This is a genomic window from Streptomyces sp. SM18, from assembly GCF_002910775.2.
GTDB lineage: Bacteria > Actinomycetota > Actinomycetes > Streptomycetales > Streptomycetaceae > Streptomyces > Streptomyces halstedii.
Genome location: NZ_CP029342.1, coordinates 1260677 through 1286691, shown reverse-complemented (window position 1 = coordinate 1286691; position 26015 = coordinate 1260677). Strand labels below are relative to the sequence as shown.

The following is a 26015-nucleotide window of genomic DNA, read 5'->3' as shown; positions in this document are numbered from 1 at the left end:
GGCACCGTGCGGAGACGCCGTGCCGCACGGCAGGCCGTTAGCGCGGCGGGGTCCGGACCTCGTAAGGTCATGTCCGTGTTGGAGGAGATGCGGATACGGTCGCTCGGGGTCATCGACGACGCGGTGGTGGAGCTGTCACCCGGTTTCACCGCGGTGACGGGCGAGACCGGCGCGGGCAAGACGATGGTCGTGACCAGCCTGGGGCTGCTGCTCGGCGGACGCGCCGACCCCGCCCTCGTGCGGATCGGCGCCAAGGCGTCGGTGGTCGAGGGACGGATCACCGTGGCCCCCGGCGACGCGGCGGCGCTGCGCGCGGAGGAGGCCGGCGGAGAGGTCGAGGACGGGGCGCTCATCATCAGCCGCACCGTCTCGGCGGAGGGACGCTCCCGCGCCCACCTCGGGGGCAGATCCGTGCCCGTCGGGGTCCTGACCGAACTCGCCGACGACCTCGTCGCCGTCCACGGCCAGACCGACCAGCAGGGGTTGCTCAAGCCCGCCCGCCAGCGCCAGGCACTCGACCGGTACGCGGGCGACGGGGTGAGCGTGCCGCTCGCCGCCTACACCTCCGCCTACCGGCGGCTGCGCGCGGTCGTCTCGGAGCTGGACGAGCTGACCGTACGCGCCCGCGAGCGCGCCCAGGAGGCGGACCTGCTGCGCTTCGGCCTCGACGAGGTCGCGGCCGTCGAACCGCTGCCCGGGGAGGACACCGAGCTGGCCGCCGAGGCCGAACGGCTCGGCCACGCCGAGGCCCTCGCCTCCGCGGCGGCCCTCGCGCACGCCGCCCTCGCGGGCGACCCGGAGGACGCGGAGGCCGTGGACGCCACCACGGTGGTCGCGGCCGCCGGGCGGGCCCTGGACGCCGTACGCGCCCACGACCCGGCCCTGGCCGCGCTCGCCGACCGGACCGGGGAGATCTCGATCCTGCTGGCCGACGTGGCGGGGGAACTCGCCGGGTACGCCGACCAGCTGGACGCCGACCCGCTCCGGCTCGCCGCCGTCGAGGAGCGCCGCGCCGCGCTCACCGCGCTCACCCGCAAGTACGGCCAGGACATCACCGCCGTGCTCGCCTGGGCCCAGGAGAGCGCCGCCCGGCTCACCGAGCTGGAGGGCGACGACGACCGGATCGGGGAGCTCACGGCGGAGCGGGACACGCTGCGCGGCGAGCTGTCCGGGCTCGGGCAGGCACTCACCGACGCGCGTACGGAGGCGGCGGCCCGCTTCGCCGAGGCGGTGACCGGGGAGCTGGCCTCGCTCGCGATGCCGCACGCCCGGGTCTCGTTCGCCGTCCGGCAGACGGAGGCCGCGGACGAGACGTCCGGTATCGACGTCGGCGGACGCTGCGTCGTCTACGGACCGGCCGGGGCCGACGAGGTCGAACTCCTGCTGGCCCCGCACCCCGGCGCACAGCCCCGGCCGATCGCCAAGGGCGCGTCGGGCGGTGAGCTGTCCCGGGTGATGCTCGCCGTCGAGGTGGTCTTCGCGGGGTCCGACCCCGTGCCGACGTACCTCTTCGACGAGGTCGACGCGGGAGTCGGCGGCAAGGCGGCCGTCGAGGTCGGCCGGCGGCTGGCCAAGCTGGCCCGGTCCGCGCAGGTCGTGGTGGTCACGCACCTGCCGCAGGTGGCGGCCTTCGCCGACCGGCAGCTGCTGGTCGAGAAGACCGTGGACGGCTCGGTGACCCGGAGCGGCGTCAAGATCCTGGAGGGCGAGGACCGGGTGCGGGAGCTCTCCCGGATGCTGGCCGGGCAGGAGGACTCGGAGACGGCCCGCGCCCACGCCGAGGAACTGCTGGCCGCCGCGCGGGCGGACGGCTAGCGCCCGTCCGCACCTCGCCGCGGCCACTGTTCCCGGGCCTCGTACATCGGCAGACGCCCGGCAGCTGCCGGGTGAGGCAGGCACGTACCGACAGGGGTCGCCCGAAGTGGTGGCTACGTAGGGTTCGCGTTGGTGGCTGGAGTTTCTGCGGCGTCGAGCGCATCTTCTGGGCGCCGGCTCTTCCCGAGCAAGATGCCGATGAGGACAGCGCCGAGCGTGAGGAGGGCGGCCGCGACGGTGAGTGCGAGTGAGAAGCCTTCCGTCGCGGCGCGCAGGGGGTCGTCCTGTGCGGCCAGGGCGTCGCTGCGGCGCGAAGCCAGAGCGACCAGCACCGCCACCCCCACGGCGCCGCCGACTTGTTGAACGGAGCTCAGGACGGCTGAGCCGAGTCCGGCGTTCTCCTCGGTGGTGCCCGTGAGCGCGGCGACGGTCAGGGCGGGCAGACTCAGTCCGCATCCGAGGCTGGTGACGAGCATGCCGGGCAGCACTCCGGAGGCGTAGCCGTCGCTCGGTGCCACGCCGGACAGCAGCAGCAGTCCGGCCGCGCTGATCAGGAACGACATGACGAGGGCCGGGCGCACGCCGAGCCTGACCACCGCTCGGGAGGAGAGCCACATGCCCGCAAGGATGCCGGTGCCGTAGGGCAGATAGGCGACGCCGGCCGTGAGCGGGGGGTAGCCCAGCACGGTCTGCATGTGCACCATCAACAGGAAGGCCATCGCGTACATGGCGGCGGAGAACAGCAGGGTCGCTCCATTGGCGACGGCGCGGACGCGGAAGGACAGGAACGACAACGGCACCAGCGGCTCGGCGGTCCGTGCCTCGGCCGCGACGAAGGCGACGGCCAGAAACCCGGCCAGAAGCAGGGGGCCGACAGCGGCCGTAGCGCCCCAGCCCGACTCCCCGGCCCGGAGCAGTCCGTAGACCAGGGACACCAGGGCACCGGTGCCGAGTACCGCACCGGGTACGTCGAGGCGCCCAGGCCGTCCGGCCCGGCTCTCGGGGACCAGGCGCGGGAGCAGCACAACGGCTGCAAGGGCCACCGGCAGGTTGATCAGGAAGATCCAGCGCCAGGACGCGAGGCCGGTCAGCGCACCGGAGATCACCAGGCCCGTCGTGCCGCCCAGAGCCGCGATGCCGCCCCAGATGCCGAACGCCTTGGCGCGCTCCTCGGTACTGGGGAACAGCAGCGTGATCAGCGCCAGCGCGGCCGGACTGGCCATGGCCGCGCCCGCGCCCTGGACGAACCGTCCGGCCACGAGCTGCCAGGGCTCCTGCGCGAGCCCGCAGATCAGGCTCGCCGCGCCGAACAGCACCACACCGGTCAGGAAGACGCGCCTGCGGCCCAGCAGGTCGGCCATGCGGCCGAACAGCAGCAACAGCCCGCCGAAGGCGAGGAAGTAGGCGTTGACGACCCAGGCCAGGCCCACGGTGCTGAAGCCGAGATCCTTCCGCATGCTGGGGAGCGCCACGCTCACCACGTTGTCGTCCAGGACGAGCATGAACTGTACGAAACACAGCACCACCAGGGCCGGTCCGCGGCGCCCAAGGGCGTGGGCGATGACTGTGGTTGGTGCCGACGTCATACCGGGCGTCCTGTCCCCGTGAACGGCCCTGGTGAACTGCGGTGGCGCCCGCGGCGCGGTGGGTGATCGATCGGCATACGCATGACGCTATGCACTGGCTGCGCCGGCCGCGATGCGCTACCAGGCCATGTCATATCGCATCGAGGACATAGATTGGGGCCATGACCAAGGCCGTCGTGGGAGCCGTCCCGCCCGGGGCGGGCGCAATCGTCGTCGGGAACTTTCCTTTGGCGTACGGGCAGTGGTTCATCCCGCACAGCCACCCACAGCACCAGTTGGCCTGGGCGCGGCGCGGTGTGCTGGGCGTCGCCGTCGACGACGCCTACTGGGTCCTGCCACCCACACGGGCGCTGTGGCTGCCCGCGGGGGTGGTCCACCGGACCGGCGCGACCCGCGAGGCGGTGCTGTGCAGCCTCTACTTCGAACCGGACAGATGCGACCTGGACTGGGCGGACCCCACGCCGGTCGGCATCGACGGGCTGCTGGCCCACCTCATCGCCTACCTCAGCCGCGAAGCCCTCGACGATGACCCACGGCTACGGGCTGAGGCCGTCGTCCTGGACCTGCTGCGCCCCTTGCCGACCACCCCCATCGATGTCCCGCACCCGACCGACGACCGCGTGCGCGCCGTGGCCGACGCGCTGCTCGCCAACCCCGCGGACTCACGGAGCCTTGAGGCGTACGCACGGACCGTCGGCGTGAGCCGACGCACCCTGACCCGGCTGTTCGCCGACGACACCGGCATGCACTTCGACCGCTGGCGTACCCATGTGCGGCTGCGCGCCGCGCTTCCTCTGCTCGCCGAGGGCCAGCCCGTTTCCCGGGTCGCGCACACGGTGGGATACGCGACACCGAGCGCCTTCCTCGCCGCGTTCCGTCGAACCGTCGGCACTTCCCCGGGGCGCTACCTCAACGGCGACGCTTCATTCGAGGCATCCGCTACGAGCGCCGCCGATGAATGACCACCGCGGGGTTCGGACCCTGAGCCCGGTACCCGCCGCGACCTCCCGCGGACGGCAGGCCGGAGCAGTCGAGTCGTCAGCGCTCCCAGCCGCATACGAACAATGAGCCGTGTTCATCTGCCGACCGCTTGATGAGCACGATCGGTACGTGGCGGCGCGCGCGAGGGCGACACCCTCGTCGTCCCGTCACTGGACCGGCTCGGCCGCTCTGTCCACGACCTCATCGCGATGGTGTCCGGCCTGCGCAAGCGTGGCGTCGGCTTCACCTCGCCGCACGAGGCGCTCGACACGCACGCCTCCACAACCACCGGCGGTTGACGGTCGAAACGACGGGCAGGACGACAGACCGTCAGCTTTCGGCCTCTGAACTCACTCGAACGAGTGGGGTGGTCCTGTCTGTCGTCGGGACGCGGAGAGGAGCAACGTTTCTCCGGTCCCGGAACGTGCGTACGGACTGGCATCCTTGACGCTGTACATTCCGCCGACTCGGGAGCCCCGGGGAGCCATTCGACGTGTCACAGCTGCGTACGGTCCAAGTACTGGGCGGCGGTGCCGGAAGCAGCGCTCATGTCACCTCGCTCGCCACGGGTCTGGTGGCGCGAGGGGTGCAGGTCACCGTCTGCGCCCCGGCCGACGGCGAGCACGCCCGGACCTTCCCCGCGACCGGCGCGCGCTTCACCCCCGTACCCCGGCGCGGCGACCCCGCCTCCGTCGTCGCCCTGCGCGCCGCCTGCGCCGACGCGGACGTCGTCCACGCGCACGGACTGCACGCCGCCGTCCGCGCCGGGCTCGCGCTGAGCGGCCGGAGCACCCCGCTCGTCATGACCTGGCACCACCGGGCCCACGCCGAGGGAGCCCGCCGCCGGGTGCTGCACCTGCTGGAGCGACGGGCCAACCGCGCCGCCGCCGTGGTGCTCGGTACGTCGTCGGAGCTGGTCGACCGGGCCCGGCTGCGCGGCGCCCGGGACGCCCGGCTCGCTCCCGCCGCGCTGCCGCCGGGCCGGCCCACCCTCGTCCACGGCGGCAAGGCGCGGGCCGAACTGGGGGCGGTGGGGCGGCCGTTACTCGTCTCCGCCGGTGTCCTCGCACCGCACCACGGCTACCATACGCTGCTGGACGCCGTACACGGGTGGCGTGAGCTGGACCCCGTACCGCTGCTGGTCGTCGCGGGGGAGGGGCGCGAGGAGGAGGCCCTGCGGCACCGGGTCGTCGACGAAGGGCTGCCCGTGGTCATGACCGGCCGCCGGGACGACCTCGGTGAACTGCTCGCCGCCGCCGACCTCGCCGTGGTGCCCGGCCGTGAGGACGGCCGGCCCGCCGTGGCCCGGGAGGCGTTGCGGCTCGGAGTCCCCCTGGTCGCCGCCGGGTCCGGCGCCCTGCGCGATCTCGTCGGGCAGGCCGCCGAACTGGTGCCGTACGGGGACGCCCCGGCGCTCACCGGTGCCGTGCTGCGGCTGCTGGGTGATCCGGGCCGCCGGGAACAGCTCGCCGGGGCGGGACGGCGGCAGGCGGCCGGGTGGCCCACCGAGGAGGACACCGTCGCCCATGTGCTGTCCGTCTACGACGAGTTGGCCCAGCCGCTGTCGGTGGCCGGCCGAGAGTGACCCGGACCTGACCTGACGGGGTGCCCACCGCGCGCACCCGGCCCCGCGCCCCTCGCCGACCCGCCCCGGAGCCCGCCCGCGGCGAGCGGTGGGCCCCGGCGAGCCCGGTGGACAGATGCCCGCCGGGCCACCGGGGCCGTCATGTTTTCCGGTCAGCCGACGTACGCCCCGCTCGCCGTCAGCCGCAGTGCCGTGTCGATCAGCGGGACATGGCTGAAGGCCTGCGGGAAGTTCCCCACCTGGCGCTGGAGCCGGGAGTCCCACTCCTCGGCCAGCAGGCCCAGGTCGTTGCGCAGGGACAGCAGCTTCTCGAAGAGCTGTCGCGCCTCGTCGACCCGCCCGATCATCGCCAGGTCGTCCGCCAGCCAGAACGAACAGGCCAGGAACGCGCCCTCGTCGCCCTCCAGGCCGTCCACACCGGCCTCGGCGCCATCGGTTGGGTAGCGCAGCACGAAGCCGTCCTCGGTGGACAGCTCACGCTGGATCGCCTCGATCGTGCCGATGACCCGCTTGTCGTCCGGCGGCAGGAAGCCCATCTGCGGGATCAGCAGCAGGGAGGCGTCCAGCTCCTTCGACCCGTAGGACTGGGTGAAGGTGTTGCGCTCCTTGTCGTAGCCCCGCTCGCACACGTCGCGGTGGATGTCGTCGCGCAGCTGGTGCCACCGCTCCAGGGGCCCCTCCGCGTCACCCGACTCGATCAGCTTGATCGTGCGGTCCACCGCGACCCAGGCCATCACCTTGGAGTGCACGAAGTGCCGGCGCGGGCCGCGCACCTCCCAGATGCCCTCGTCCGGCTCGTCCCAGTGCTTCTCCAGGTACTCGATCAGCTTGAGCTGGAGGCCCATCGCGTAGTCGTTGCGGGTCAGGCCCGTCATGTGCGCCAGGTGCAGCGCCTCGGTGACCTCGCCGTACACGTCGAGCTGCAACTGGTTCGCCGCGCCGTTGCCGACCCGGACCGGGCGGGAGTTCTCGTAACCCGGCAGCCAGTCCAGCTCCGCCTCGCCGAGCTCACGCTCACCGGCGATCCCGTACATGATCTGGAGGTTCTCCGGGTCGCCCGCGACCGCCCGCAGCAGCCACTCGCGCCAGGCGCGGGCCTCCTCGCGGTACCCGGTGCGCAGCAGCGACGAGAGGGTGATCGCCGCGTCGCGCAGCCAGGTGTAGCGGTAGTCCCAGTTCCGTACGCCACCGATCTCCTCCGGCAGCGAGGTCGTCGGGGCCGCCACGATGCCGCCGGTCGGCCCGTAGGTGAGCGCCTTCAGCGTGATCAGGGAGCGGACCACCGCCTCCCGGTAGGGGCCGTGGTACGTGCACTGCTCGACCCACTCCCGCCAGAACTGCTCCGTCGCCTCCAGGGACCCCTCCGGGTCCGGCAGGGCGGGCGGCTCGTGGTGCGAGGGCTGCCAGCTGATGGTGAAGGCGACCCGGTCGCCGGGGGCCACCGTGAAGTCCGCGTACGTCGTGAGGTTCTGCCCGTACGTCTCGGCCTCGGTGTCCAGCCAGACCGAGTCGGGGCCCGCGACGGCGACCGTACGGCCGTCCACCTTGTGCACCCAGGGGGTGACCCGCCCGTAGCTGAAGCGCATGCGCAGTTCCGAGCGCATCGGCACACGGCCGCTCACGCCCTCCACGATGCGGATCAGCTGGGGCGCGCCGTCACGCGGCGGCATGAAATCGGTCACCCGGACCGTGCCGCGTGAGGTGTCCCACTCCGATTCGAGGACGAGTGAGTCCCCTCGGTAGCGGCGCCGGTCGGCGGCCGGAGGCTCGGCCCCTTCCGGGCGGGCGGGTCCCAGTCGCCAGAAACCGTGCTCCTCGGTGCCGAGAAGCCCGGCGAAAATGGCATGCGAGTCGAAGCGGGGCAGGCACAGCCAGTCTGCTGTGCCGTCCCGGCAGACCAGGGCGGCGGTCTGCATGTCTCCGATGAGTGCGTAATCCTCGATGCGCCCGGCCACGTGTATCTCCAGTCGAACGGCCAGTCGCCCCGTGGGGGCGCTAACTGCTGGTCAAGGGGTCGTTGTAAGAAAACCGACGAGCTCTTGCGCGGGTGTAGCGGGCTGGGGTGATGCCGCTGGGCCGGCCGACTCGGCAGCGAGTGTCCGAGCAGGATACGACGCACTACGAAGATCCGCGCGACGCTGTTCATATGTTGTCCACGTCACACCTCGGTGAGGTAAAGAAGGTGCGGTGACCCTGTGACCGTCGCGTGACGGGCACGGCGGACTTCGCGTGACGGGCATGGCCGGAAGCACCCCCTCTCCGTCGCTGATACCCTGGTAGCCCGTGGACCGGTGGTCGTCCCGACAGTGGACGAGGCCCCCGAACCGCAGCGACGGCACCCCGGACTCTCCGAGCGGCCTGCCGGTACGCACCTCACGATCGCGACCACGGGAGCCCCCTTTGGCTATGCAGCCCACATCCACGACGACCAAGCACATCTTCGTCACCGGGGGTGTCGCCTCCTCCCTCGGCAAGGGTCTGACTGCCTCCAGCCTGGGTGCCCTGCTCAAGGCGCGTGGCCTGCGGGTCACCATGCAGAAGCTCGACCCCTACCTCAACGTCGACCCCGGCACGATGAACCCCTTCCAGCACGGTGAGGTGTTCGTCACCAACGACGGCGCCGAGACCGACCTGGACATCGGCCACTACGAGCGCTTCCTCGACGTCGACCTCGACGGCTCGGCCAACGTCACCACCGGCCAGATCTACTCGCAGGTCATCGCCAAGGAGCGGCGGGGCGAGTACCTCGGCGACACCGTCCAGGTCATCCCGCACATCACCAACGAGATCAAGCACCGCATCCGCCGCATGGCCACCGACGACGTGGACGTCGTCATCACCGAGGTCGGCGGCACGGTCGGCGACATCGAGTCGCTGCCCTTCCTGGAGACGGTCCGCCAGGTCCGCCACGAGGTCGGCCGCGACAACGTCTTCGTCGTGCACATCTCGCTGCTGCCCTACATCGGCCCGTCCGGCGAGCTGAAGACCAAGCCCACCCAGCACTCCGTCGCGGCTCTGCGCAACATCGGTATCCAGCCGGACGCCATCGTGCTGCGGGCCGACCGCGAGGTGCCCACCGCCATCAAGCGCAAGATCTCGCTGATGTGCGACGTCGACGAGACCGCCGTGGTGGCCTGCCCCGACGCCCGCTCGATCTACGACATCCCCAAGGTCCTGCACACCGAGGGCCTGGACGCCTACGTCGTGCGCAAGCTGGACCTGCCCTTCCGCGACGTCGACTGGACCACCTGGGACGACCTGCTGGACCGCGTCCACAACCCCGACCACGAGGTCACCGTCGCCCTGGTCGGCAAGTACATCGACCTGCCCGACGCCTACCTCTCGGTCACCGAGGCCATCCGCGCCGGCGGCTTCGCGAACAAGGCCCGCGTCGCCGTCAAGTGGGTCGCCTCCGACGACTGCAAGACCCCCGCGGGCGCCGAGGAGCAGCTCGGCGACGTCGACGCGATCTGTATCCCGGGCGGCTTCGGCGAGCGCGGTGTGATCGGCAAGGTCGGCGCCATCCGGTACGCGCGTGAGAACAAGGTGCCGCTGCTCGGCCTCTGCCTCGGCCTCCAGTGCATCGTGATCGAGGCCGCGCGCAACCTCGCCGGCATCACCGACGCCAACTCCACCGAGTTCGACGCCGCCACCGCCCACCCCGTCATCTCGACGATGGAGGAGCAGCTCGCGTACGTCGAGGGCGCCGGTGACCTCGGCGGCACCATGCGGCTCGGCCTCTACCCGGCCAAGCTCGCCGAGGGCTCCCTCGTGCGCGAGGCGTACGCCGGCGAGCCCTACGTCGAGGAGCGCCACCGCCACCGCTACGAGGTCAACAACGCGTACCGCGCGGAGCTGGAGAAGAAGGCCGGACTGGTCTTCTCCGGCACCTCCCCGGACAACAAGCTCGTCGAGTACGTCGAGTACGCGCGCGAGGCCCACCCCTACCTGGTCGCCACCCAGGCGCACCCGGAGCTGCGGTCCCGCCCGACCCGTCCGCACCCGCTCTTCGCCGGTCTGGTGAAGGCGGCCGTGGAGCGCCAGGTCGCGGCGCGCGGGACGGGCGCCGACGCGTAAGGCGATACGGTTGACCGGGGTACGGATCCTTCCCAGGGATCGGTGCCCCGGTTTTCGTTCGTTCGTGGAAGGACGTAGATGGGTTTCCAGGACACCCCCGAGGAGTGGCGGGTCACCGCGTCGGTGACCCCCTTCACCGGCAACAAGACCAGCGTCCGCACCGACGACGTGGTCATGCCCGACGGCAGCGTCCACGGCCGCGACTACCAGGTCCACCCCGGATCCGTGGCCGTCCTCGCGCTCGACGGCGACGGCCGGGTGCTCGTGCTGCGGCAGTACCGGCACCCGGTGCGCCACAAGCTGTGGGAGATCCCCGCCGGACTCCTCGACGTGCCCGGCGAGAACCCGCTGCACGCCGCGCAGCGGGAGCTGTACGAGGAGGCCCACGTCAAGGCCGAGGACTGGCGGGTGCTGGCCGACATCTTCACCACCCCCGGCGGCAGTGACGAGGCCGTCCGCGTCTTCCTGGCCCGCGAGCTCTCCGAGGCCGAGGGCGAGCGCTTCGAGGTCTCCGAGGAGGAGGCCGACATGGAGCAGGCCCGGGTGCCGCTGGAGGAGCTGGTACGGGGCGTGCTCGCCGGGGACCTGCACAACAGCTGCCTGGCCGTGGGTGTCCTCGCGCTCGGCGCCGCGCTCGCCGGCGACGGGGTGGACGCGCTGCGCCCGGCCGACGCACCCTGGCCGGCCCGGCCGTTCGAGTCCTGAGGGCCGGACCGAGGACGGGGCGGGGCCGATCGGGGCCGATCGAGGGTCCTGTCGTACGAAAGGCTGATCCGATCGAGGGACGCGGCCGCCGCGCTCGACCCTGATCGTCCGCTCCACTGAACTACGCTCGAAAGGGCCCGGCCGGAGTTCCGGCGGGCAACCGCGTGCAGTGAAGTGGAGCGTGGCCCGTGACCGATCAGGCGGTGGACACCAGCAGCCCGGCCGAAGTGGCCAGGACAGCGGCGGCTGACGAGCCGTCAGGTGCCACACCGCCCCGATTCTTCGGCCGTGAACGGGAGTTGAAAGCCCTTCAGGCGGACATCGGGCGGGCCGGACTGGACACCCTGGCCGGCCGCAAGGCCGCCCGCGCCCGGGTCCTGCTGATCGCCGGACGGCCCGGATCCGGGCGCACGGCGCTCGCCGCCGAACTCGCCCGCCGGCTCACCGAACCCGGGGACTACCCCGACGGGGTCTTCCGGGTCCCGCTCACCGAACCGGGGGGCGAACGGGTCCCCGGAGAGCGCACCGCCCGCGAACTCCTCGACCGGCTCGGCACCGTGGCGCCGCCCGGCGCCGACGAGGACGAACTCTCCGAGATGGTCCGCGAGGCCTTCGCCACCCGGCGGGCCCTGATCCTGCTCGACGACGCCGTGGACGCGGAGCAGGTCGACCCGCTGCTCCCGGACAACCCCGACTGCCTGGTCGTGGCCACCTCCACCGGACCGCTGACGGGCATCCCCGGGGTCCGCCCCTGCACCCTCGGCGGCCTGGAGGCGGGCGCCGCCGTCCAGTTGCTCGCCCGTACCGTCGGCCAGGTCCGCATCACCGTGGACCCGAGGGCCGCCGAGACGCTCAGCGAGGAGTGCGGGGGGCAGCCCGCCGCCCTGACCCTGGTCGCGGGCTGGCTCGCGGCCCGTCCGGGGGCCTCCGTCGCGGACGTCACCAAGCGGCTCAGGGAACTGCCGGACCACGGCGAACTCCCCCTCGGTGCCCGCCCGTCGGCCCGCGCCCTGCACCTGGTCCACTCCTCGCTGCCGCCGGCCTCCGCCCGGACACTGCGGCTGCTCGCGCTCGCCCCGGCCGGGCTGGCCGACGCCCACACCGCCTCCGCGCTGGCCGGATGCTCGGTCTCGGTGGCCCGCACCACCCTGGAGGAGTTCGTCCGGCTCGGGCTGCTCCGCACGAACGGCGCGGCCCGCCCCCAGTACGAGGTGCCCGGCTGCCTGGCCCCGCTGCTGCGGTCCCTGCTGGACGAGCTGGACCGGCCGGCCGAGGTCCAGCTCGCCAGGGCCCGGATGCTGGAGCGGACCGTACGCCAACTCCAGTCCTGCCGGGCGGTCACCGACCCCGAGGGCTCCCCGGGCCGCCGCAAGCTCGCCGGGCTGCCCAGCTCCCTGCGCTTCCCCGGCCCCGAGGCGGCGGCCGAGTGGCTGCGGACCCGGCAGCCGGCGCTGCTGGCCTCCGCCCGGATGGCCGTGCGGGACGGGGAGCTGGACACCCTGGCCCGCCGGCTGGTGGCCGCACTGGTGCGTGCCCTGGCCGTGCACCGCGGCACCGAGGACGCGGCGCCGGAGCTGTACGGACTGCACGGGCTGGTCCTGGACGTCGCCGAGCGGCGCGATCTGCCCCGGGAGAAGGCCGCCGCCCTGCTCAACCTCGCCGACCTGGACGCCCGGACCGGCCGCACCGAGGAGGCGCTGGCCCGCTACCGGGCGGCGCTGGACGCCGGGCGCGAGGCGAAGGACCTCTACGCGACCGGCCGCGCGATGGAGTCGGTGGCCGGCGCCCACGCCGAGCTGGGCGACTTCAGCAGGGCCTCGGACTGGTACGGCCGGGCGCTGGCGCAGCGGCTCGCCCACGGGGAGCGGGCGGACGCGGCCCGGCTGTACGGGCGCCTGGGCGCCGTCCACACCTACCAGGGGCGCTACGGCGAGGCCCTGCGGAACTGGCGGGCCGCGGCGTCGGGCCACCGCAGGCTCGGTGACACCGCCGCCCAGGCACGGGCGCTCAGCGAGGCGGCCAGGGTGCAGGAGTACGCGGGACGGCCGCAGGAGTCGCTGCACACCTGCCGCGAGGCGGTCGAGCTGGCGCGCGGGACGGGTGACGTACGTCTCCAGGCGGCCCTCCAGCTCAGGCTGGCGGACACGCTGGACCGGCTCGGTGACCCCGCGGCCGCCCGGCTGCACCGGGCGGTGGCCGACAATCTGCTGGGTGCCGCCCGTGAGGCCTACGAAACCAACAGTACCCGCTCGGAAAAATAATGGTTTGTAAGGCTAGACAGCGGGAAGTCCTTCATTAATGATGATTGCGCCGCGTATCCCTGCGGTGCTTCCATCGAGCTGGGTTCCTTCGGGCACCTCCCGCATGCCCCAGCCATCTCCGAGCCAAGGACCGTGATCGACGTGAAGGTCGGCATCCCCCGCGAAGTCAAGAACAACGAGTTCCGGGTGGCGATCACACCCGCCGGCGTGCACGAACTCGTCCGTCACGGCCACCAGGTCCTCGTCGAGCGGCACGCCGGTGAGGGCTCCTCCATCCCGGACGAGGAGTACCTCGCCGCCGGCGCCCGGATCCTGGACACCGCCGACGAGGTCTGGGCCGCCGCCGACCTGCTGCTCAAGGTCAAGGAGCCGGTCGCCGAGGAGTACCACCGCCTCCGCAAGGGCCAGACGCTCTTCACCTATCTGCACCTGGCCGCGTCCCGCGCCTGCACCGACGCCCTGCTCGCGTCGGGCACGACCGCCATCGCGTACGAGACCGTCGAGACCGCGAACCGCGCGCTGCCGCTGCTCGCCCCGATGTCCGAGGTCGCGGGCCGGCTCGCCCCGCAGGTCGGCGCGTACCACCTGATGCGCTCGGTCGGCGGGCGCGGGGTGCTGCCCGGCGGTGTCCCCGGTACCGGCTCGGCGCGGGCCGTCGTCATCGGCGGCGGTGTCTCCGGCTGGAACGCCACGCAGATCGCCGTCGGACTCGGCTTCCACGTCACGCTGCTCGACAAGGACATCAACAAGCTGCGCGAGGCCGACCGCATCTTCGGGAACAAGGTGCGCACCGTCGTCTCCAACGCCCTCGAACTGGAGGGCGCGGTCGTCGAGGCCGACCTCGTCGTCGGCGCCGTGCTGATCCCCGGCGCCAGGGCGCCGAAGCTGGTCACCAACGAGCTGGTCTCCCGGATGAAGAGCGGAAGTGTTCTTGTCGACATCGCGATCGACCAGGGCGGCTGCTTCGAGGACTCCCGCCCGACCACGCACGCCGACCCGGCCTTCACGGTCCACGGGTCGGTCTTCTACTGCGTGGCGAACATGCCCGGCGCGGTGCCCAACACCTCGACGTACGCGCTCACCAACGCCACGCTGCCCTACATCCTGGAGCTCGCCGACCGGGGCTGGGCCGAGGCGCTGCGCCGCGACCCCGCACTGGCCAAGGGCCTCAACACCCATGACGGTCAAGTGGTTTACCGTCAGGTCGCCGAGGCCCACGGGCTCGACCACGTCGAACTCGGCACGCTTCTCGGCTGATCGGTCAACACCCTCCGTCAACCTCACGCGTCCGGCCGGACCTCGCACCGCGAGATCCGGCCGGAGGTGTGCCGGGCCCCGGAGGTGACCCCCGCCAACTCGCCGGAGAGGTAACCCTCTACCCTTTTTGCACCCCGGGGAAAGTCCCATGCCGGGTGCCGTGCACTCTTGACAGGAGGGTGTTCGATTGCCGACACATCCGGCCGGGTCCGGCGGATTGTGTTGCTGCGAACCGGTGACACGCCATAGAGTCGCCAATCGTCGGCATGGTGCCACGCTGACCTATCGATAAGTTTCCTGGTCACATCCAAGGAGGTAAGACGACTTGTGAATGAGTCGACAATTACTCCCGGGGGTGGTCGACCAGGGATGCCTGTACGGGGTCTGAGCCCGAGCGGGCTCGAAGCTGTCGGCTCCGTCGCAGTCCGCACCCTCGCCACCCACCCGCACATGACGACAGCCCCCCAGATGATGGACGGCCTACACGTGAACGCCATGGCCGGCAACGAGAGTGGCCGAGATTCCGCCCACCTCGCCGACTTCGCCGAGGTGCCCGAGGGGCACTTCTACGACCCCGATGCCGAGTACGAGCCCGACCCGGAGTACGCGGCCACCCTCGCGCCCGACGCCGCTCGCCAGCGCCGCGAGAGGATCGGCCCGACCGGCCGCCCACTGCCGTACTTCCCGATTCCCGGTCCGCTGACCGATCACGGTCCCGCCAAGATCATCGCGATGTGCAACCAGAAGGGCGGCGTCGGCAAGACCACGTCGACCATCAACCTGGGCGCCGCACTCGCGGAGTACGGACGACGCGTCCTGCTCGTCGACTTCGACCCGCAGGGCGCCCTGTCGGTCGGCCTCGGGGTCAACCCGATGGAGCTCGACCTCACCGTCTACAACCTGCTCATGGAGCGGGGCATGGCCGCCGACGAGGTCCTGCTGAAGACGGCCGTGCCCAACATGGACCTGCTCCCGAGCAACATCGACCTCTCCGCCGCCGAGGTGCAGCTGGTGAGCGAGGTGGCCCGCGAGTCGACGCTCCAGCGCGCCCTGAAGCCGCTGCTGGCCGACTACGACTACATCGTGATCGACTGTCAGCCCTCGCTCGGCCTGCTCACCGTGAACGCCCTGACGGCCGCTCACAAGGTGATAGTCCCGCTGGAGTGCGAGTTCTTCGCGCTGCGCGGGGTGGCCCTGCTCACCGAGACGATCGAGAAGGTCCAGGAGCGGCTGAACCCGGAGCTGGAGCTCGACGGCATCCTCGCCACGATGTACGACTCGCGTACGGTGCACAGCCGCGAGGTGCTCGCCCGCGTCGTCGAGGCCTTCGACAACCACGTCTACCACACGGTCATCGGCCGTACGGTCCGTTTCCCGGAGACCACCGTCGCCGGTGAGCCCATCACCACGTACGCCTCCAACTCGGTCGGTGCCGCCGCCTACCGCCAGCTCGCCAGGGAGGTGCTCGCCCGGTGTCACGCCGAGTGAGTCTGCCCGGTGCCGACGAGCTGTTCCGTACGACCGGGGGCATGGGCCTCCAGGCCTCTTCCCCCGCCGAGAGGCGACGCAAGGCCACCGGCGAGGCGCAGGTGCCCCCGCCGGGCGGGACGAACGACTCCCCGGCGGCGGAACCGGCGGGTCAGGGCGGGACGCGCGACCCCGCCGGCGGACCGGCGGCTGCCCCGGCCCGGGAGGAGCACTCCGCGACGGAGTCCGACGGCGGCACGCCCCACCGGCGCGCCGACCCCGCCCCGCCGCAGCCGCGCAGCGCCCCGCCGCAGGAGGCGGCGCCCGCCCAGCCGCAGCGCGGCGCGCGCGGGGGCGGCCGGGGTGCCAACCGCCGGCCCAGCGGCCGGGAACGCCATGACGAGAAGATCACCGTCTACGTGTCGGCCGAGGAACTGATGGACCTCGAACACGCGCGGCTCGTCCTGCGCGGTGAACACGGTCTCGCCGTGGACCGTGGGCGCATCGTCCGCGAAGCGGTCGCCGTGGTGCTCGCCGACCTGGAGTCGCGGGGCGACGCGAGCATCCTCGTACGGCGGCTGCGGGGCCGCTGACCGGCGCGGCGCCGGTAGCCTGCGGGGGAGAGGGCCGCCGGAGGGGCGGTCCGGCCTCAGGGCCCGATGCCCGACCCGCCGCCGCACCCCTGGACCCCAGCACATGCCGACAGCCCACGACCCGCCCCGCCCGCTCCGCCGTGCCTTCCGCCGTGCCCTCGGTCGCGGGCCGCAGCCGAAGGCCGCGCCGGCGGCGGCCGGTCAGCCACCGGCGCCGGGCGGGCCCGCTACGGACCCGGCCACCGTGGAGGCGGTCACGGCGGACGTGGCCGGCCTGGACGCGGCCGTCGAGGAGCCGGCCGCCGTGGACCGGGCCGCCGGGAGCGTGGCCGCCGGGACCGTGCCCGCCGGGGAAGCGGCCGCGGCGACCGCCCCGCCGGGCGAGGAGGCCTTGGCGGTCCCGGATGCCGCTGAGGCGGCGGCGGAGGCCGCGGGCGGGGACGAGCGGCGGTTCACCGTGCGGCTGGTCAACTTCGAGGGGCCCTTCGACCTGCTGCTCCAGCTGATCTCCAAGCACAAGCTCGATGTGACCGAGGTCGCCCTCTCGAAGGTCACCGACGAGTTCATGGCCCACATCCGCGCCATGGGACCCGACTGGGACCTCGACCAGACCACCGAGTTCCTCGTCGTCGCCGCCACCCTGCTCGACCTGAAGGCCGCCCGGCTGCTGCCCACCGCCGAGGTGGAGGACGAGGCGGACCTCGCCCTCCTGGAGGCCCGGGACCTGCTCTTCGCGCGCCTGCTCCAGTACCGCGCGTACAAGCGGGTCGCGGAGATCTTCCAGGACCGGCTGGACTCCGAGGCCCGCCGCCACCCCCGTACCGTCGGCCTGGAGCCGCACCACGCGGAGCTGCTGCCCGAGGTCGTGATCAGCATCGGCCCGGACGGCTTCGCCCGGCTCGCCGCGAAGGCGATGCAGCCCAGACCCGAGCCCCAGGTGTACGTGGACCACATCCACGCCCCCCTGGTCAGCGTCCGCGAGCAGGCCGAGGTGGTGGTGGCGCGGCTGCGCGCGGAGGGCGAGACCAGTTTCCGGGCGCTCACCGAGGACGCGCCGGACACCCTGACGGTCGTCGCCCGCTTCCTGGCGCTGCTGGAGCTCTACCGGGAGAAGGCCGTCGCCCTCGACCAGGAGGAGGCCCTCGGTGAGCTGCTGGTGCGGTGGGCGGGCGCCGAAGGGACCGAACCGCTCGTGACGGACGAGTTCGACCAAGAGGTCCGCGAGGCACGGGAGGACGTGGAGGAATGAACGCACACGACGACGGGCCCGGCACCGGGGTCGCCGGGCTCGACCTCAGGCCCGCGCTGGAGGCGGTCCTCATGGTCGTCGACGAGCCCGCCACCGAGGAGCACCTCGCCAAGGTGGTGCAGCGCCCCCGCAGGGCCGTCGCGCACGCGCTGCGGGAGCTGGCCGACGAGTACACCGCCCAGGGCCGGGGCTTCGACCTGCGGCTCGTCGCGGGCGGCTGGCGCTTCTACACGCGCCCGGCGTACGCGGAGGCGGTCGAGGGCTTCGTCCTGGACGGCCAGCACGCCCGGCTCACCCAGGCCGCCCTGGAGACGCTCGCCGTGGTCGCCTACCGTCAGCCGGTGAGCCGGTCCAGGGTCTCCGCCGTGCGCGGGGTGAACTGCGACGGAGTCATGCGGACCCTGCTCCAGAGGGGTCTGGTCGAGGAGGCGGGCGCGGAACTGGAAACAGGTGCGATCCTGTACAGGACGACGAACTACTTTCTGGAGCGCATGGGCCTGCGAGGCCTGGACGAGCTCCCGGAACTCGCGCCCTTCCTCCCGGAGGCGGACGCGATCGAGGCTGAGACGCCAGAGGGTGTGCCGTCGTTCGATCCGGACGCACCGGACACCCCGGAAACTCACGCAGACGACAAGACGGAATTTTGATGCGAAGCAGTGGCAGGAACAGCGGAAGCGGCGGCGGCGGCGGCAAGAGCGGCGGCAACCGGAATCCCCGGAGCGGCTCGGGCGGCTCCTTCCGGCCGAAGGCCGGGGGCGGCGCCGGTGGCGCGGGAGGCCGCGACGACAAGCGGGAACAGCGCCCCCGCGACCCCCGCCCCGAGGAGCGCCGCTACGACGTGGGCACCGACCAGCCGGGCGCCGGGCCGCGCAAGGGCCGTGGCGCGGCCGCGCGCGGCGGGGCCAAGGGCGGCCCGAAGCCCGCGCAGAACGTGAGCAAGGGCGGCCGCCGCCAGGGCGCGCCCGCCCGGCCGCGCGAGCTCGACGCCAAGATCGAGCAGCGCAACCGCGACCGGTACGCGGACAAGCCGGAGGTCCGCACGCCTAAGACCCACCCGGGCGCCGAGCAGGAGGGCGAGCGGCTGCAGAAGGTCCTCGCACGGGCCGGGATGGGCTCCCGCCGGGCGTGCGAGGAGCTCATCGAGCAGGCCAGGGTCGAGGTCAACGGCGAGATCGTCCTCGAACAGGGCATGCGCGTGGACCCGCAGAAGGACGAGATCAAGGTCGACGGCCTGACCGTGGCGACCCAGTCGTACCTCTTCTTCGCCCTCAACAAGCCCGCCGGGGTCGTCTCCACCATGGGGGACCCGGACGGCCGCCAGAGCCTCGGCGACTACGTCACCAACCGTGAGACCCGGCTGTTCCACGTCGGCCGGCTCGACACGGAGACCGAGGGCATCATCCTGCTCACCAACCACGGCGAGCTGGCCCACCGTCTGACGCACCCCCGGTACGGAGTGAAGAAGACCTATCTGGCCGCCATCCAGGGACCGCTGCCGCGCGACCTCGGCAAGCGGCTCAAGGACGGCATCCAGCTGGAGGACGGGTACGCCCGTGCCGACCACTTCCGGGTCGTCGAGAACACCGGGAAGAACTACCTGGTCGAGGTGACCCTCCACGAGGGCCGCAAGCACATCGTCCGCCGGATGCTGGCCGAGGCCGGCTTCCCGGTCGAGCGCCTGGTGCGTACGTCGTTCGGACCGATCCCGCTGGGCGACCAGAAGTCCGGCTGGCTGCGCCGGCTCACCAACACCGAGGTGGGCATGCTGATGCGCGAGGTCGGCCTGTAACCCCTGGGCATCCGACGGCCCGCGGCCGGTTCTCCGTTCGTCGTTTCGAACAGAGAACCGGCCGCGGGTCTTCTGCTGTCGCCGTTTCTTCTTTATAGTCAGGGTGACCATTAAAGAGGGAGGGGTGGCGTGGTACTCGCCCAGGCCGGTCCGCACGCCGACACCGGACCGCGAGCCGCCTTCGTCACCCCCGTCGCGCACGGCCGGTGGACCTGGACCCACGGGGGTGGATCAGGTGCACCGGTCCGTCCGGCCGTCGCCGCCGTCGTCGCGGACGAACTCCGCTCCTGTCTCCGGGACTTCGCCGTGACCCGCGCCGAGCGGCGATGAGCGCGGCCCCCGAGGGGTACGACCCCCGTGCCTTCGTCCCCTTCGCCGTCACCGTCGATCTCGCCGTCTTCACCGTCCGCGAAGGCCGGCTGCACGTCCTGCTCGTGGAGCGCGGCGAGGGCCCGTACAAGGGCCACTGGGCGCTGCCCGGCGGCTTCGTGCGGCCCCGGGAATCGGCGGAGGAGGCCGCCCGCCGTGAGCTCGCCGAGGAGACCGGACTCACCCAGCGCTCCGTGTGCGCCTTCCACCTCGAACAGCTGCGCACCTACAGCGACCCGGACCGCGACCCCCGGATGCGGGTCGTCTCCGTCGCGTACGCCGCGCTCGTCCCCGACCTGCCCGAACCGCGCGGCGGCGGGGACGCCGCGCACGCCCGCTGGTGGGAGACGGGCCGCACCGGCCCTCTCGCCTTCGACCACGACCGCATCCTGTCGGACGCGTACGACCGCGTCGGGGCCCGCCTGGAGTACACCTGCCTGGCGACCGCCTTCTGCGCCGCCGAGTTCACCCTCGGCGACCTCCAGCAGGTGTACGAGACCGTGTGGGGCGTCGAGCTGGACCGCCCCAACTTCCGGCGCAAGGTCCTCACCACACCCGGCTTCGTCCAGGCCGTGGAGGGCCCCCCGCGCCGCACCGGCGGCCGGGGCAAACCCGCCGCCCTCTACCGGGCGGGTGCCGCGACCGCCCTGCACCCACCACTCCTGCGTCCCGAAGGGCGCCCGGAAGGACGGACACCATGATCCCGGCCAGAACCCTCACCACCCAGGCGGCCTCGGGCACGCTGACCGGGCTCGCGCTCGGCGACGCGCTGGGCTTCCCCACCGAGTTCAACGACGTCCCCTCCATCCTCGCCAAGTACGGTCCCTGGCGGGAGATGCGGCTCCCGAAGCCCGCGGTCGTCTCCGACGACACCCAGATGACACTCGCCCTGGGGCGCGCCGTACGCACCGCCATGGACGAGGGGCCGCTCACGCCCGAGCGGCTCGTCGGGCCCCTGCGGCAGGAGTTCGTGGACTGGCACCGCTCCCCGGACAACAACCGCGCCCCCGGCCGTACCTGCATGACGGCCTGTCGGCTGCTGGCGGACGACCGGCCCTGGCAGCAGGCGAGCCAGACCGGCTCCAAGGGCTGCGGCGCCAACATGCGGGTCGCCCCCCTCGGACTGGTTCCCGGCCTCAGCGAGGAGCAGCGTTCCGGTGCCGCCCAGCTCCAGGCCGCCCTCACCCATGGGCACCCCACGGCCCCGACCGCCTCCGACCTCACCGCCCGTGCGGTGTTCCTGCTCGCCCACGGAGCCGAACCGGCGGGCCTGCTCGGCCAGTTGCGCGGGTACGCCGAGGAGAACCGCGACCGCTACCCGCACCGCTGGCTCGGTGACCTCTGGCGCCACGCGGGCGACGCCTCACCCGAGGCGTACATCCGGCGCGGCTGGGACGAGTGCCTGGCCGCCCTGGCCTCCGTCGAGGACGCCCTGCGCCGTCCGTCACCGGAGACCGATCCCTGCGAGCGGACCGGGGACGGCTGGATCGCCGAGGAGGCGCTCGCCACGGCCCTGCACTGCTTCCTGCTCTTTCCCGAAGAGCCCGTCACCGCCCTGCGCCGGGCTGCCTGCACCCGGGGCGACTCCGACTCGCTGGCCTGTCTGGCGGGGGCGTTCGCCGGGGCGCACCTGGGGCCGGGCGCCTGGCCCCAGGAGTGGTCGGAGCGCATCGAGTACCGCAGCGACCTGCTGTCACTGGGGGCGCTCTGGGACGCCTGAGAGCGCGGGCGCCATGGGCTCGCCCGTCCGGCGCCCCGGAGGAACACGGCGGGCGCGCGGGGAGTTGGCCAGGCATGGCTGTCATCCACAGAACGACCATGGAGCCCGGCAAGACGGAGCTCCTCAGCGCCTGGCTGCCCACCCGGCCTTGGTACGCGGCCGGGAGGGGCGAGCCGAGGCTCGACCGCGTCGGCGGCTTCCGGCTCGACGACCCCGAGGGGGAGGTGGGCATGGAGTTCATGGTCGTCACGGACACCTCGGGCGACCGGCCCGTCTCGTACCACGTACCGCTCACCTACCGCGGTGCGCCGGTCGACGGCGCCGACCAGGCGCTCATCGGCACCTCCGAGCACGGGGTCCTCGGACGGCGCTGGGTGTACGACGGGGTCCAGGACCCCGTCCTGGTCGCCCAGGTCCTCGCCCTGTTCCAGGGACGGGCCGAGCCGCAGGCCCAGAGTGTGAGCGACACCCCCGACCCGACCGTCACCGTCCACGCCGCCGGAACCCTCCCGGCCGTGTCCGGGGCGGTGGCCGTCCAGGACGGCGAGCGGGGCGCCGAGAGCCGGCCGGACGCGGAGGGCGTGACCCTCTCCGTGACGCGCGTGCTGCGGCCGGACGCCTCCGCCGAGGGGGCGGCCCATGTCGCGGCGGGCTGGCGCCTGCCGGACGGGGGCGAGGCACGCGGGGTGTTCTTCACCCTGCGCGGCTGAGGGACGTCCCGTCGGCGGAGGCGGAGACCGGCGCAGCCGTTCGCGGGCGGCCCGTCGGCGGGGGCGGGCCTCAGCCGTTCGTACGGTCGCCCGGTCCGCCGTTCGCCGACGCCCTCCGGGTCCGGACCAGGAAGTCCTCCACACGGTCCCGGTCCGGCTCCGGGGGCAGCGGCGAACGCGTCAGCGCCGCGTCGTTCTCCTCGGCGAGACGGGCCGCCCGGCGCTCCACCTCCGCCCAGGGGACCTCGCCCCGCTTCACCGCGAGCAGTTCCTCGCGGGCGTCACCGACGTCGATCCGCAGCTCGCCGGTGCGCAGCAGGTCCCGGCCGCTCGTCAGCAGCCGCAGCAGATGCATGGCGTGCTTCCAGCGCGGAGCGCCGTGCGTCCGGACGTCCGCCTCCAGCTTCCGCGACTGGCTCCGCGCGTACCGGACGAAGGTCTCGTGGGCGCGGCGGGACAGGAACGCCCCCCGCAGGCCGACGAGTTCGCGCCCGGTGGCGTCGATCCGCTCCACGATCGGGGAGTGCAGGCACTCCAGTGTGTTCGGGTCGCCGCGCAGGGCCAGCTCACAGAAGCGTTCCAGTTCCCAGGAGAACTGCTCGTCCGCCGGCCCGGCGACGTGTGTCGGCGGCTTGCGGAAGCGCCAGAACAGCGGGGTCGGGGCGACGAAGACGCCGCGCCGGTCGGTGTCGCTGTCCGCGGTGGCCAGCCCGAAGGCGCGCGAGCCCGTCACGCACGCGTAGACCGTGTGGTCGCGGACGAGCGCCGCCGGCTCAGGGGTGATCATGCGCGCGAGGGTACGCGCGCCCCCGCCGCCGTGTCTCACCCACAGAGCACGGTGACCACCAGTGCCGCCGCACCTCTAGGCTTGACAGCGCACGCAGCACGAGGGAACGAGGGGTACGACGTGGCGGTACGAGCGGTCCGTGGAGCCGTCCAGCTGGAACGGGACGAAGCGGGACACATGGACGAGCGGGTGAGCGCCCTGCTCACGGCCGTCCTGGAACGCAACCAGCTCGTCGCCGACGATCTGATCAGCGTCTGGTTCACCGCCACCCCCGACCTGCACAGCGACTTCCCGGCGGCCGCCGCGCGGGGGCTCGGCATCGTCGACGTCCCGCTGATCTGCGCCCAGGAGCTCGACATCACCGGGGCGATGCCCCGCGTCGTCCGTGTCCTGGCCCATGTGGAGACATATCTCTCCAAGGCCGAGATCAGCCATGTCTACCTCGGCGCCACCGGCGCCCTCCGCAAGGACATCGCCCAGTGAGAACAGCAGTCGTCATCGGTACCGGACTGGTCGGCACCTCCGCCGCGCTCGCCCTCGCCGGGCGGGGCGTCACGGTCCACCTCGTCGACCGGGACCCCTCGTCCGCCGCGACGGCCGCCGCGCTCGGAGCCGGGACCGAACAGGCCCCCGACGGGCCGGTCGACCTGGCGGTCGTCGCCGTACCGCCCGCGCACACCGCCTCCGTGCTGGCCGGCGCCATCCGGGACGGCGTCGCCCGCGGCTACCTGGACGTGGCCAGCGTCAAGGGCGGCCCGCGCCGCGAGCTGGAGGCGCTGGGCGTCGGCCTCGCCCCGTACATCGGCACCCACCCGATGGCCGGCAAGGAGCGCTCCGGACCGCTGGCGGCCACCGCCGACCTCTTCGAGGGCCGCCCCTGGGTGCTCACCCCCACCCCGGACACCGACACCGAGGTCCTCAACCTCGCCCTGGAGCTGGTCGCGCTCTGCCGTGCCGTCCCCGTCGTCATGGACGCCGACGCCCACGACCGGGCCGTGGCCCTGGTCTCCCACACCCCGCAGCTGATCTCCTCGATGGTCGCCGCCCGGCTCGCGGAGGCCGACGAGACCGCCGTACGCCTGTGCGGGCAGGGCATCAGGGACGTCACCAGGATCGCCGCCTCCGACCCCCGGATGTGGATGGAGATCCTCTCCGCCAACCCCGGACCCGTCGCCGACGTACTCGACCGGGTCGCCGCGGACCTGGACGAGACGGTCCGGGCCCTGCGCGGCCTGGAGTCCGCCGACGAGGACAAGCGGCGCACGGGCACCGGAGGCATCGAGGACGTCCTGCGCCGCGGCAACGCCGGGCGCGTCAGGGTGCCCGGGAAGCACGGTGCCGCCCCGGCGGCGTACGAGGTCGTGGCCGTGCTCATCAGCGACCGGCCGGGCGAACTGGCCGCGATCTTCGCGGACGCCGGGCGGGCCGGGGTCAACATCGAGGACGTCCGCATCGAGCACGCGGCCGGGCAGCAGGCCGGCCTGGTCCAGCTGATGGTCGAGCCCAGCGCGGCCCCCGCGCTGAGCGCCGCGCTCGGCGAGCGCGGCTGGCCCATCCGCCCGTAGGACCGGCCCCGGGCCCGGTCCGGGACAGGGGTACAAGGGCGCGGCGGGCACTCGGTAACCTTGGAGGAGGCCGTCCCGTGGCCCCGCTCCGCCCACCCCGTGTACCAGGAAGGTGTCCACCACCGTGGAAACCGTAAGCGCCGCCGCCCGGACCGCCCCGGCCGCAGTGATCGTCGCCATCGACGGCCCCTCCGGCACCGGCAAGTCGAGCACCTCCAAGGCCGTCGCCGCCCAGCTCGGCCTGAGCTACCTGGACACCGGCGCCCAGTACCGTGCGATCACCTGGTGGATGCTGAACAACGGCGTCGACGTGAGCGACCCGTCCGAGATCGCCACCGCCGCGGCCAAGCCCGTCATCGTCTCCGGCACCGACCCGGCCGGCCCCACGATCACCGTGGACGGCGAGGACGCCTCCGGCCCGATCCGCACCCAGGAGGTCACCTCCAAGGTCAGCGCCGTCAGCGCCGTCCCCGAGGTGCGCACCCGGATCACCGCGCTCCAGCGCTCCATCGCCGCCGCGGCCGGCGGGGGCATCGTCGTCGAGGGCCGCGACATCGGCACCACCGTGCTGCCCGACGCCGACATCAAGATCTTCCTGACGGCGTCCCCGGAGGCCCGCGCCGCCCGCCGCAGCGGCGAGGTCAAGGGATCCGACCTCACCGCGACCCGCGAAGCGCTGATCAGGCGGGACGCCGCCGACTCCGGCCGTACGACCTCGCCGCTGGCCAAGGCCGCCGACGCGGTCGAGGTGGACACCACCGAGCTGACCCTCTCCCAGGTCATCGAGTGCGTCGTCACCCTGGTCGGGGAGAAGCGGGTCGCCACATGACCGGAGCCACCACCGCGCCCGGCCCGCGCGGAGCGGCCGTCGGACGCCGCATCGGCATCGGGCTCATGTACGGGCTGTTCAGGCCCCGGGTGCTCGGAGCGTGGCGCGTGCCCACCGCCGGACCCGTCATACTCGCGGTGAACCACGCGCACAACATCGACGGGCCGATGCTGATGGGCACCGCGCCCCGGCCCGTCCACTTCCTGATCAAGAAGGAGGCGTTCGTCGGTCCGCTCGACCCGTTCCTGCGGGGAATCGGGCAGCTGAAGGTGGACCGTACGACCGTCGACCGCACCGCCGTCACCCAGGCCCTCGGTGTCCTGGAGAACGGCGGCGCCCTCGGGATCTTCCCCGAGGGCACCCGGGGCGAGGGCGACTTCGCCTCCCTGCGGGCGGGCCTCGCGTACTTCGCGGTACGCGGCCGGGCGCCGGTCGTCCCCGTGGCGGTGCTGGGGAGCACCGAGCGCGCCGGACGGCTGATACCCGCCCTGCCCGCGCTGCGCAGCCGGGTGGACGTCGTCTTCGGTGACGCCTTCGACGCCGGTGACGGCAGCGGCCGGCGGACCAGGAAGGCGCTGGACGAGGCGACGCTGCGGATCCAGGGCAGGCTGACCGCCCACCTGGAAAAGGCCAGACGCCTCACCGGGCGCTGAGCGAGACATGAGTAGTG

Annotated in this window: 23 protein-coding genes and 1 pseudogene; 21 read left to right on the top strand and 3 right to left on the bottom strand. The window is 72.9% G+C overall.

Annotation, left to right across the window (positions count from 1 at the left end; translation table 11 throughout):
- Positions 1-69 precede the first annotated feature (69 nt).
- Positions 70-1815: a DNA repair protein RecN gene (gene recN / locus B9S64_RS05610; RefSeq protein ID WP_103493927.1), complete on the top strand. Its 1746-nt coding sequence runs from the start codon at positions 70-72 to the stop codon at positions 1813-1815.
- Between the two features lie 113 nt (positions 1816-1928).
- Here recN and B9S64_RS05605 read toward each other — a convergent pair whose 3' ends face one another.
- Positions 1929-3401, bottom strand: coding sequence for an MFS transporter (locus B9S64_RS05605; RefSeq protein ID WP_103493928.1), 1473 nt, complete (start codon positions 3399-3401; stop codon positions 1929-1931).
- 161 nt (positions 3402-3562) lie between these two features.
- Between B9S64_RS05605 and B9S64_RS05600 the strand changes: the two genes are divergently transcribed.
- From B9S64_RS05600 to B9S64_RS05590, 3 genes and pseudogenes are all read left to right on the top strand, one after another.
- A complete protein-coding gene (locus B9S64_RS05600; RefSeq protein ID WP_103493929.1) occupies positions 3563-4363 on the top strand; it encodes an AraC family transcriptional regulator in 801 nt (266 codons plus the stop codon).
- Between the two features lie 168 nt (positions 4364-4531).
- Positions 4532-4681 (top strand): annotated as a pseudogene (locus tag B9S64_RS05595) (recombinase family protein); the annotation flags it as partial.
- A 194-nt stretch (positions 4682-4875) separates the two neighbouring features.
- Entirely contained in the window at positions 4876-5967 is a 1092-nt protein-coding gene (locus B9S64_RS05590) for a glycosyltransferase family 4 protein (protein ID WP_109491979.1), read from the top strand.
- Between the two features lie 152 nt (positions 5968-6119).
- Here the strand turns inward: B9S64_RS05590 and B9S64_RS05585 are convergent, their stop codons facing one another.
- A complete protein-coding gene (locus B9S64_RS05585) occupies positions 6120-7922 on the bottom strand; it encodes a glycoside hydrolase family 15 protein (RefSeq protein WP_103488582.1) in 1803 nt (600 codons plus the stop codon).
- A gap of 451 nt (positions 7923-8373) precedes the next feature.
- Between B9S64_RS05585 and B9S64_RS05580 the strand changes: the two genes are divergently transcribed.
- The 13 genes from B9S64_RS05580 to B9S64_RS05520 all read left to right on the top strand — a co-directional run bounded on the left by B9S64_RS05580 (position 8374) and on the right by B9S64_RS05520 (position 22164).
- Positions 8374-10044, top strand: coding sequence for a CTP synthase (locus B9S64_RS05580; RefSeq protein ID WP_093531433.1), 1671 nt, complete (start codon positions 8374-8376; stop codon positions 10042-10044).
- Positions 10045-10122: 78 nt separating this feature from the next.
- Complete coding sequence (locus B9S64_RS05575; RefSeq protein WP_103488581.1) at positions 10123-10749, top strand: NUDIX hydrolase; 627 nt, start codon at positions 10123-10125, stop codon at positions 10747-10749.
- Between the two features lie 188 nt (positions 10750-10937).
- Positions 10938-13010 carry an ATP-binding protein gene (locus B9S64_RS05570; RefSeq protein WP_103488580.1) on the top strand — a complete coding sequence of 691 codons (2073 nt, stop codon included), beginning with the start codon at positions 10938-10940 and terminating at the stop codon, positions 13008-13010.
- Positions 13011-13151: 141 nt separating this feature from the next.
- Entirely contained in the window at positions 13152-14267 is a 1116-nt protein-coding gene (gene ald / locus B9S64_RS05565) for an alanine dehydrogenase (protein ID WP_103488583.1), read from the top strand.
- Between the two features lie 369 nt (positions 14268-14636).
- Entirely contained in the window at positions 14637-15755 is a 1119-nt protein-coding gene (locus B9S64_RS05560; RefSeq protein ID WP_103488579.1) for a ParA family protein, read from the top strand.
- Positions 15752-16327 carry a hypothetical protein gene (locus B9S64_RS05555; RefSeq protein WP_109491978.1) on the top strand — a complete coding sequence of 192 codons (576 nt, stop codon included), beginning with the start codon at positions 15752-15754 and terminating at the stop codon, positions 16325-16327. Before B9S64_RS05560 ends, B9S64_RS05555 begins: the two co-directional genes overlap by 4 nt.
- 103 nt (positions 16328-16430) lie before the next feature.
- Positions 16431-17576, top strand: coding sequence for a ScpA family protein (locus tag B9S64_RS05550; RefSeq protein ID WP_109491977.1), 1146 nt, complete (start codon positions 16431-16433; stop codon positions 17574-17576).
- Positions 17573-18223 carry an SMC-Scp complex subunit ScpB gene (gene scpB, locus B9S64_RS05545; RefSeq protein WP_103488758.1) on the top strand — a complete coding sequence of 217 codons (651 nt, stop codon included), beginning with the start codon at positions 17573-17575 and terminating at the stop codon, positions 18221-18223. The genes B9S64_RS05550 and scpB overlap by 4 nt, the downstream gene beginning before the upstream one ends.
- The gene (locus tag B9S64_RS05540; RefSeq protein WP_109491976.1) at positions 18223-19365 is read left to right on the top strand and encodes a pseudouridine synthase; all 1143 of its coding nucleotides are present in this window, start codon (positions 18223-18225) and stop codon (positions 19363-19365) included. Before scpB ends, B9S64_RS05540 begins: the two co-directional genes overlap by 1 nt.
- Positions 19366-19494: 129 nt before the next feature.
- The gene (locus B9S64_RS05535) at positions 19495-19695 is read left to right on the top strand and encodes a hypothetical protein (protein ID WP_103489162.1); all 201 of its coding nucleotides are present in this window, start codon (positions 19495-19497) and stop codon (positions 19693-19695) included.
- Entirely contained in the window at positions 19692-20435 is a 744-nt protein-coding gene (locus B9S64_RS05530) for an NUDIX domain-containing protein (RefSeq protein WP_103489161.1), read from the top strand. The genes B9S64_RS05535 and B9S64_RS05530 overlap by 4 nt, the downstream gene beginning before the upstream one ends.
- Complete coding sequence (locus B9S64_RS05525; protein WP_103489160.1) at positions 20432-21454, top strand: ADP-ribosylglycohydrolase family protein; 1023 nt, start codon at positions 20432-20434, stop codon at positions 21452-21454. Before B9S64_RS05530 ends, B9S64_RS05525 begins: the two co-directional genes overlap by 4 nt.
- Positions 21455-21528: 74 nt before the next feature.
- Positions 21529-22164, top strand: coding sequence for a 1,4-alpha-glucan branching protein (locus B9S64_RS05520; protein ID WP_103489159.1), 636 nt, complete (start codon positions 21529-21531; stop codon positions 22162-22164).
- Between the two features lie 70 nt (positions 22165-22234).
- Here the strand turns inward: B9S64_RS05520 and B9S64_RS05515 are convergent, their stop codons facing one another.
- Positions 22235-22951: a DNA polymerase beta superfamily protein gene (locus tag B9S64_RS05515; RefSeq protein ID WP_103489158.1), complete on the bottom strand. Its 717-nt coding sequence runs from the start codon at positions 22949-22951 to the stop codon at positions 22235-22237.
- Positions 22952-23071: 120 nt separating this feature from the next.
- Between B9S64_RS05515 and aroH the strand changes: the two genes are divergently transcribed.
- The 4 genes from aroH to B9S64_RS05495 all read left to right on the top strand — a co-directional run bounded on the left by aroH (position 23072) and on the right by B9S64_RS05495 (position 25998).
- A complete protein-coding gene (aroH, locus tag B9S64_RS05510) occupies positions 23072-23434 on the top strand; it encodes a chorismate mutase (protein ID WP_028443886.1) in 363 nt (120 codons plus the stop codon).
- Positions 23431-24516, top strand: a complete 1086-nt coding sequence (locus B9S64_RS05505) for a prephenate dehydrogenase (RefSeq protein WP_103489157.1) — start codon at positions 23431-23433, stop codon at positions 24514-24516. Before aroH ends, B9S64_RS05505 begins: the two co-directional genes overlap by 4 nt.
- Before the next feature lie 112 nt (positions 24517-24628).
- Positions 24629-25345 (top strand): (d)CMP kinase, encoded by a 717-nt coding sequence (gene cmk / locus B9S64_RS05500; RefSeq protein WP_103489156.1) that lies wholly within the window; start codon positions 24629-24631, stop codon positions 25343-25345.
- Entirely contained in the window at positions 25342-25998 is a 657-nt protein-coding gene (locus B9S64_RS05495; RefSeq protein WP_103489155.1) for a 1-acyl-sn-glycerol-3-phosphate acyltransferase, read from the top strand. Before cmk ends, B9S64_RS05495 begins: the two co-directional genes overlap by 4 nt.
- Positions 25999-26015: the final 17 nt, after the last annotated feature.

Bases quoted from the DNA above. Each gene is read 5' to 3' on its own strand.
- scpB (WP_103488758.1), top strand. From the start codon at position 17,573: ATGAACGCACACGACGACGGGCCCGGCACCGGGGTCGCCGGGCTCGAC.
- B9S64_RS05540 (WP_109491976.1), top strand. From the start codon at position 18,223: ATGCGAAGCAGTGGCAGGAACAGCGGAAGCGGCGGCGGCGGCGGCAAG.
- recN (WP_103493927.1), top strand. From the start codon at position 70: ATGTCCGTGTTGGAGGAGATGCGGATACGGTCGCTCGGGGTCATCGAC.
- B9S64_RS05600 (WP_103493929.1), top strand. From the start codon at position 3,563: ATGACCAAGGCCGTCGTGGGAGCCGTCCCGCCCGGGGCGGGCGCAATC.
- B9S64_RS05550 (WP_109491977.1), top strand. From the start codon at position 16,431: ATGCCGACAGCCCACGACCCGCCCCGCCCGCTCCGCCGTGCCTTCCGC.
- B9S64_RS05525 (WP_103489160.1), top strand. From the start codon at position 20,432: ATGATCCCGGCCAGAACCCTCACCACCCAGGCGGCCTCGGGCACGCTG.
- B9S64_RS05605 (WP_103493928.1), bottom strand. From the start codon at position 3,401: ATGACGTCGGCACCAACCACAGTCATCGCCCACGCCCTTGGGCGCCGC.
- B9S64_RS05580 (WP_093531433.1), top strand. From the start codon at position 8,374: ATGCAGCCCACATCCACGACGACCAAGCACATCTTCGTCACCGGGGGT.
- B9S64_RS05515 (WP_103489158.1), bottom strand. From the start codon at position 22,951: ATGATCACCCCTGAGCCGGCGGCGCTCGTCCGCGACCACACGGTCTAC.
- B9S64_RS05560 (WP_103488579.1), top strand. From the start codon at position 14,637: ATGCCTGTACGGGGTCTGAGCCCGAGCGGGCTCGAAGCTGTCGGCTCC.
- B9S64_RS05575 (WP_103488581.1), top strand. From the start codon at position 10,123: ATGGGTTTCCAGGACACCCCCGAGGAGTGGCGGGTCACCGCGTCGGTG.
- B9S64_RS05520 (WP_103489159.1), top strand. From the start codon at position 21,529: ATGGCTGTCATCCACAGAACGACCATGGAGCCCGGCAAGACGGAGCTC.
- B9S64_RS05495 (WP_103489155.1), top strand. From the start codon at position 25,342: ATGACCGGAGCCACCACCGCGCCCGGCCCGCGCGGAGCGGCCGTCGGA.
- B9S64_RS05530 (WP_103489161.1), top strand. From the start codon at position 19,692: ATGAGCGCGGCCCCCGAGGGGTACGACCCCCGTGCCTTCGTCCCCTTC.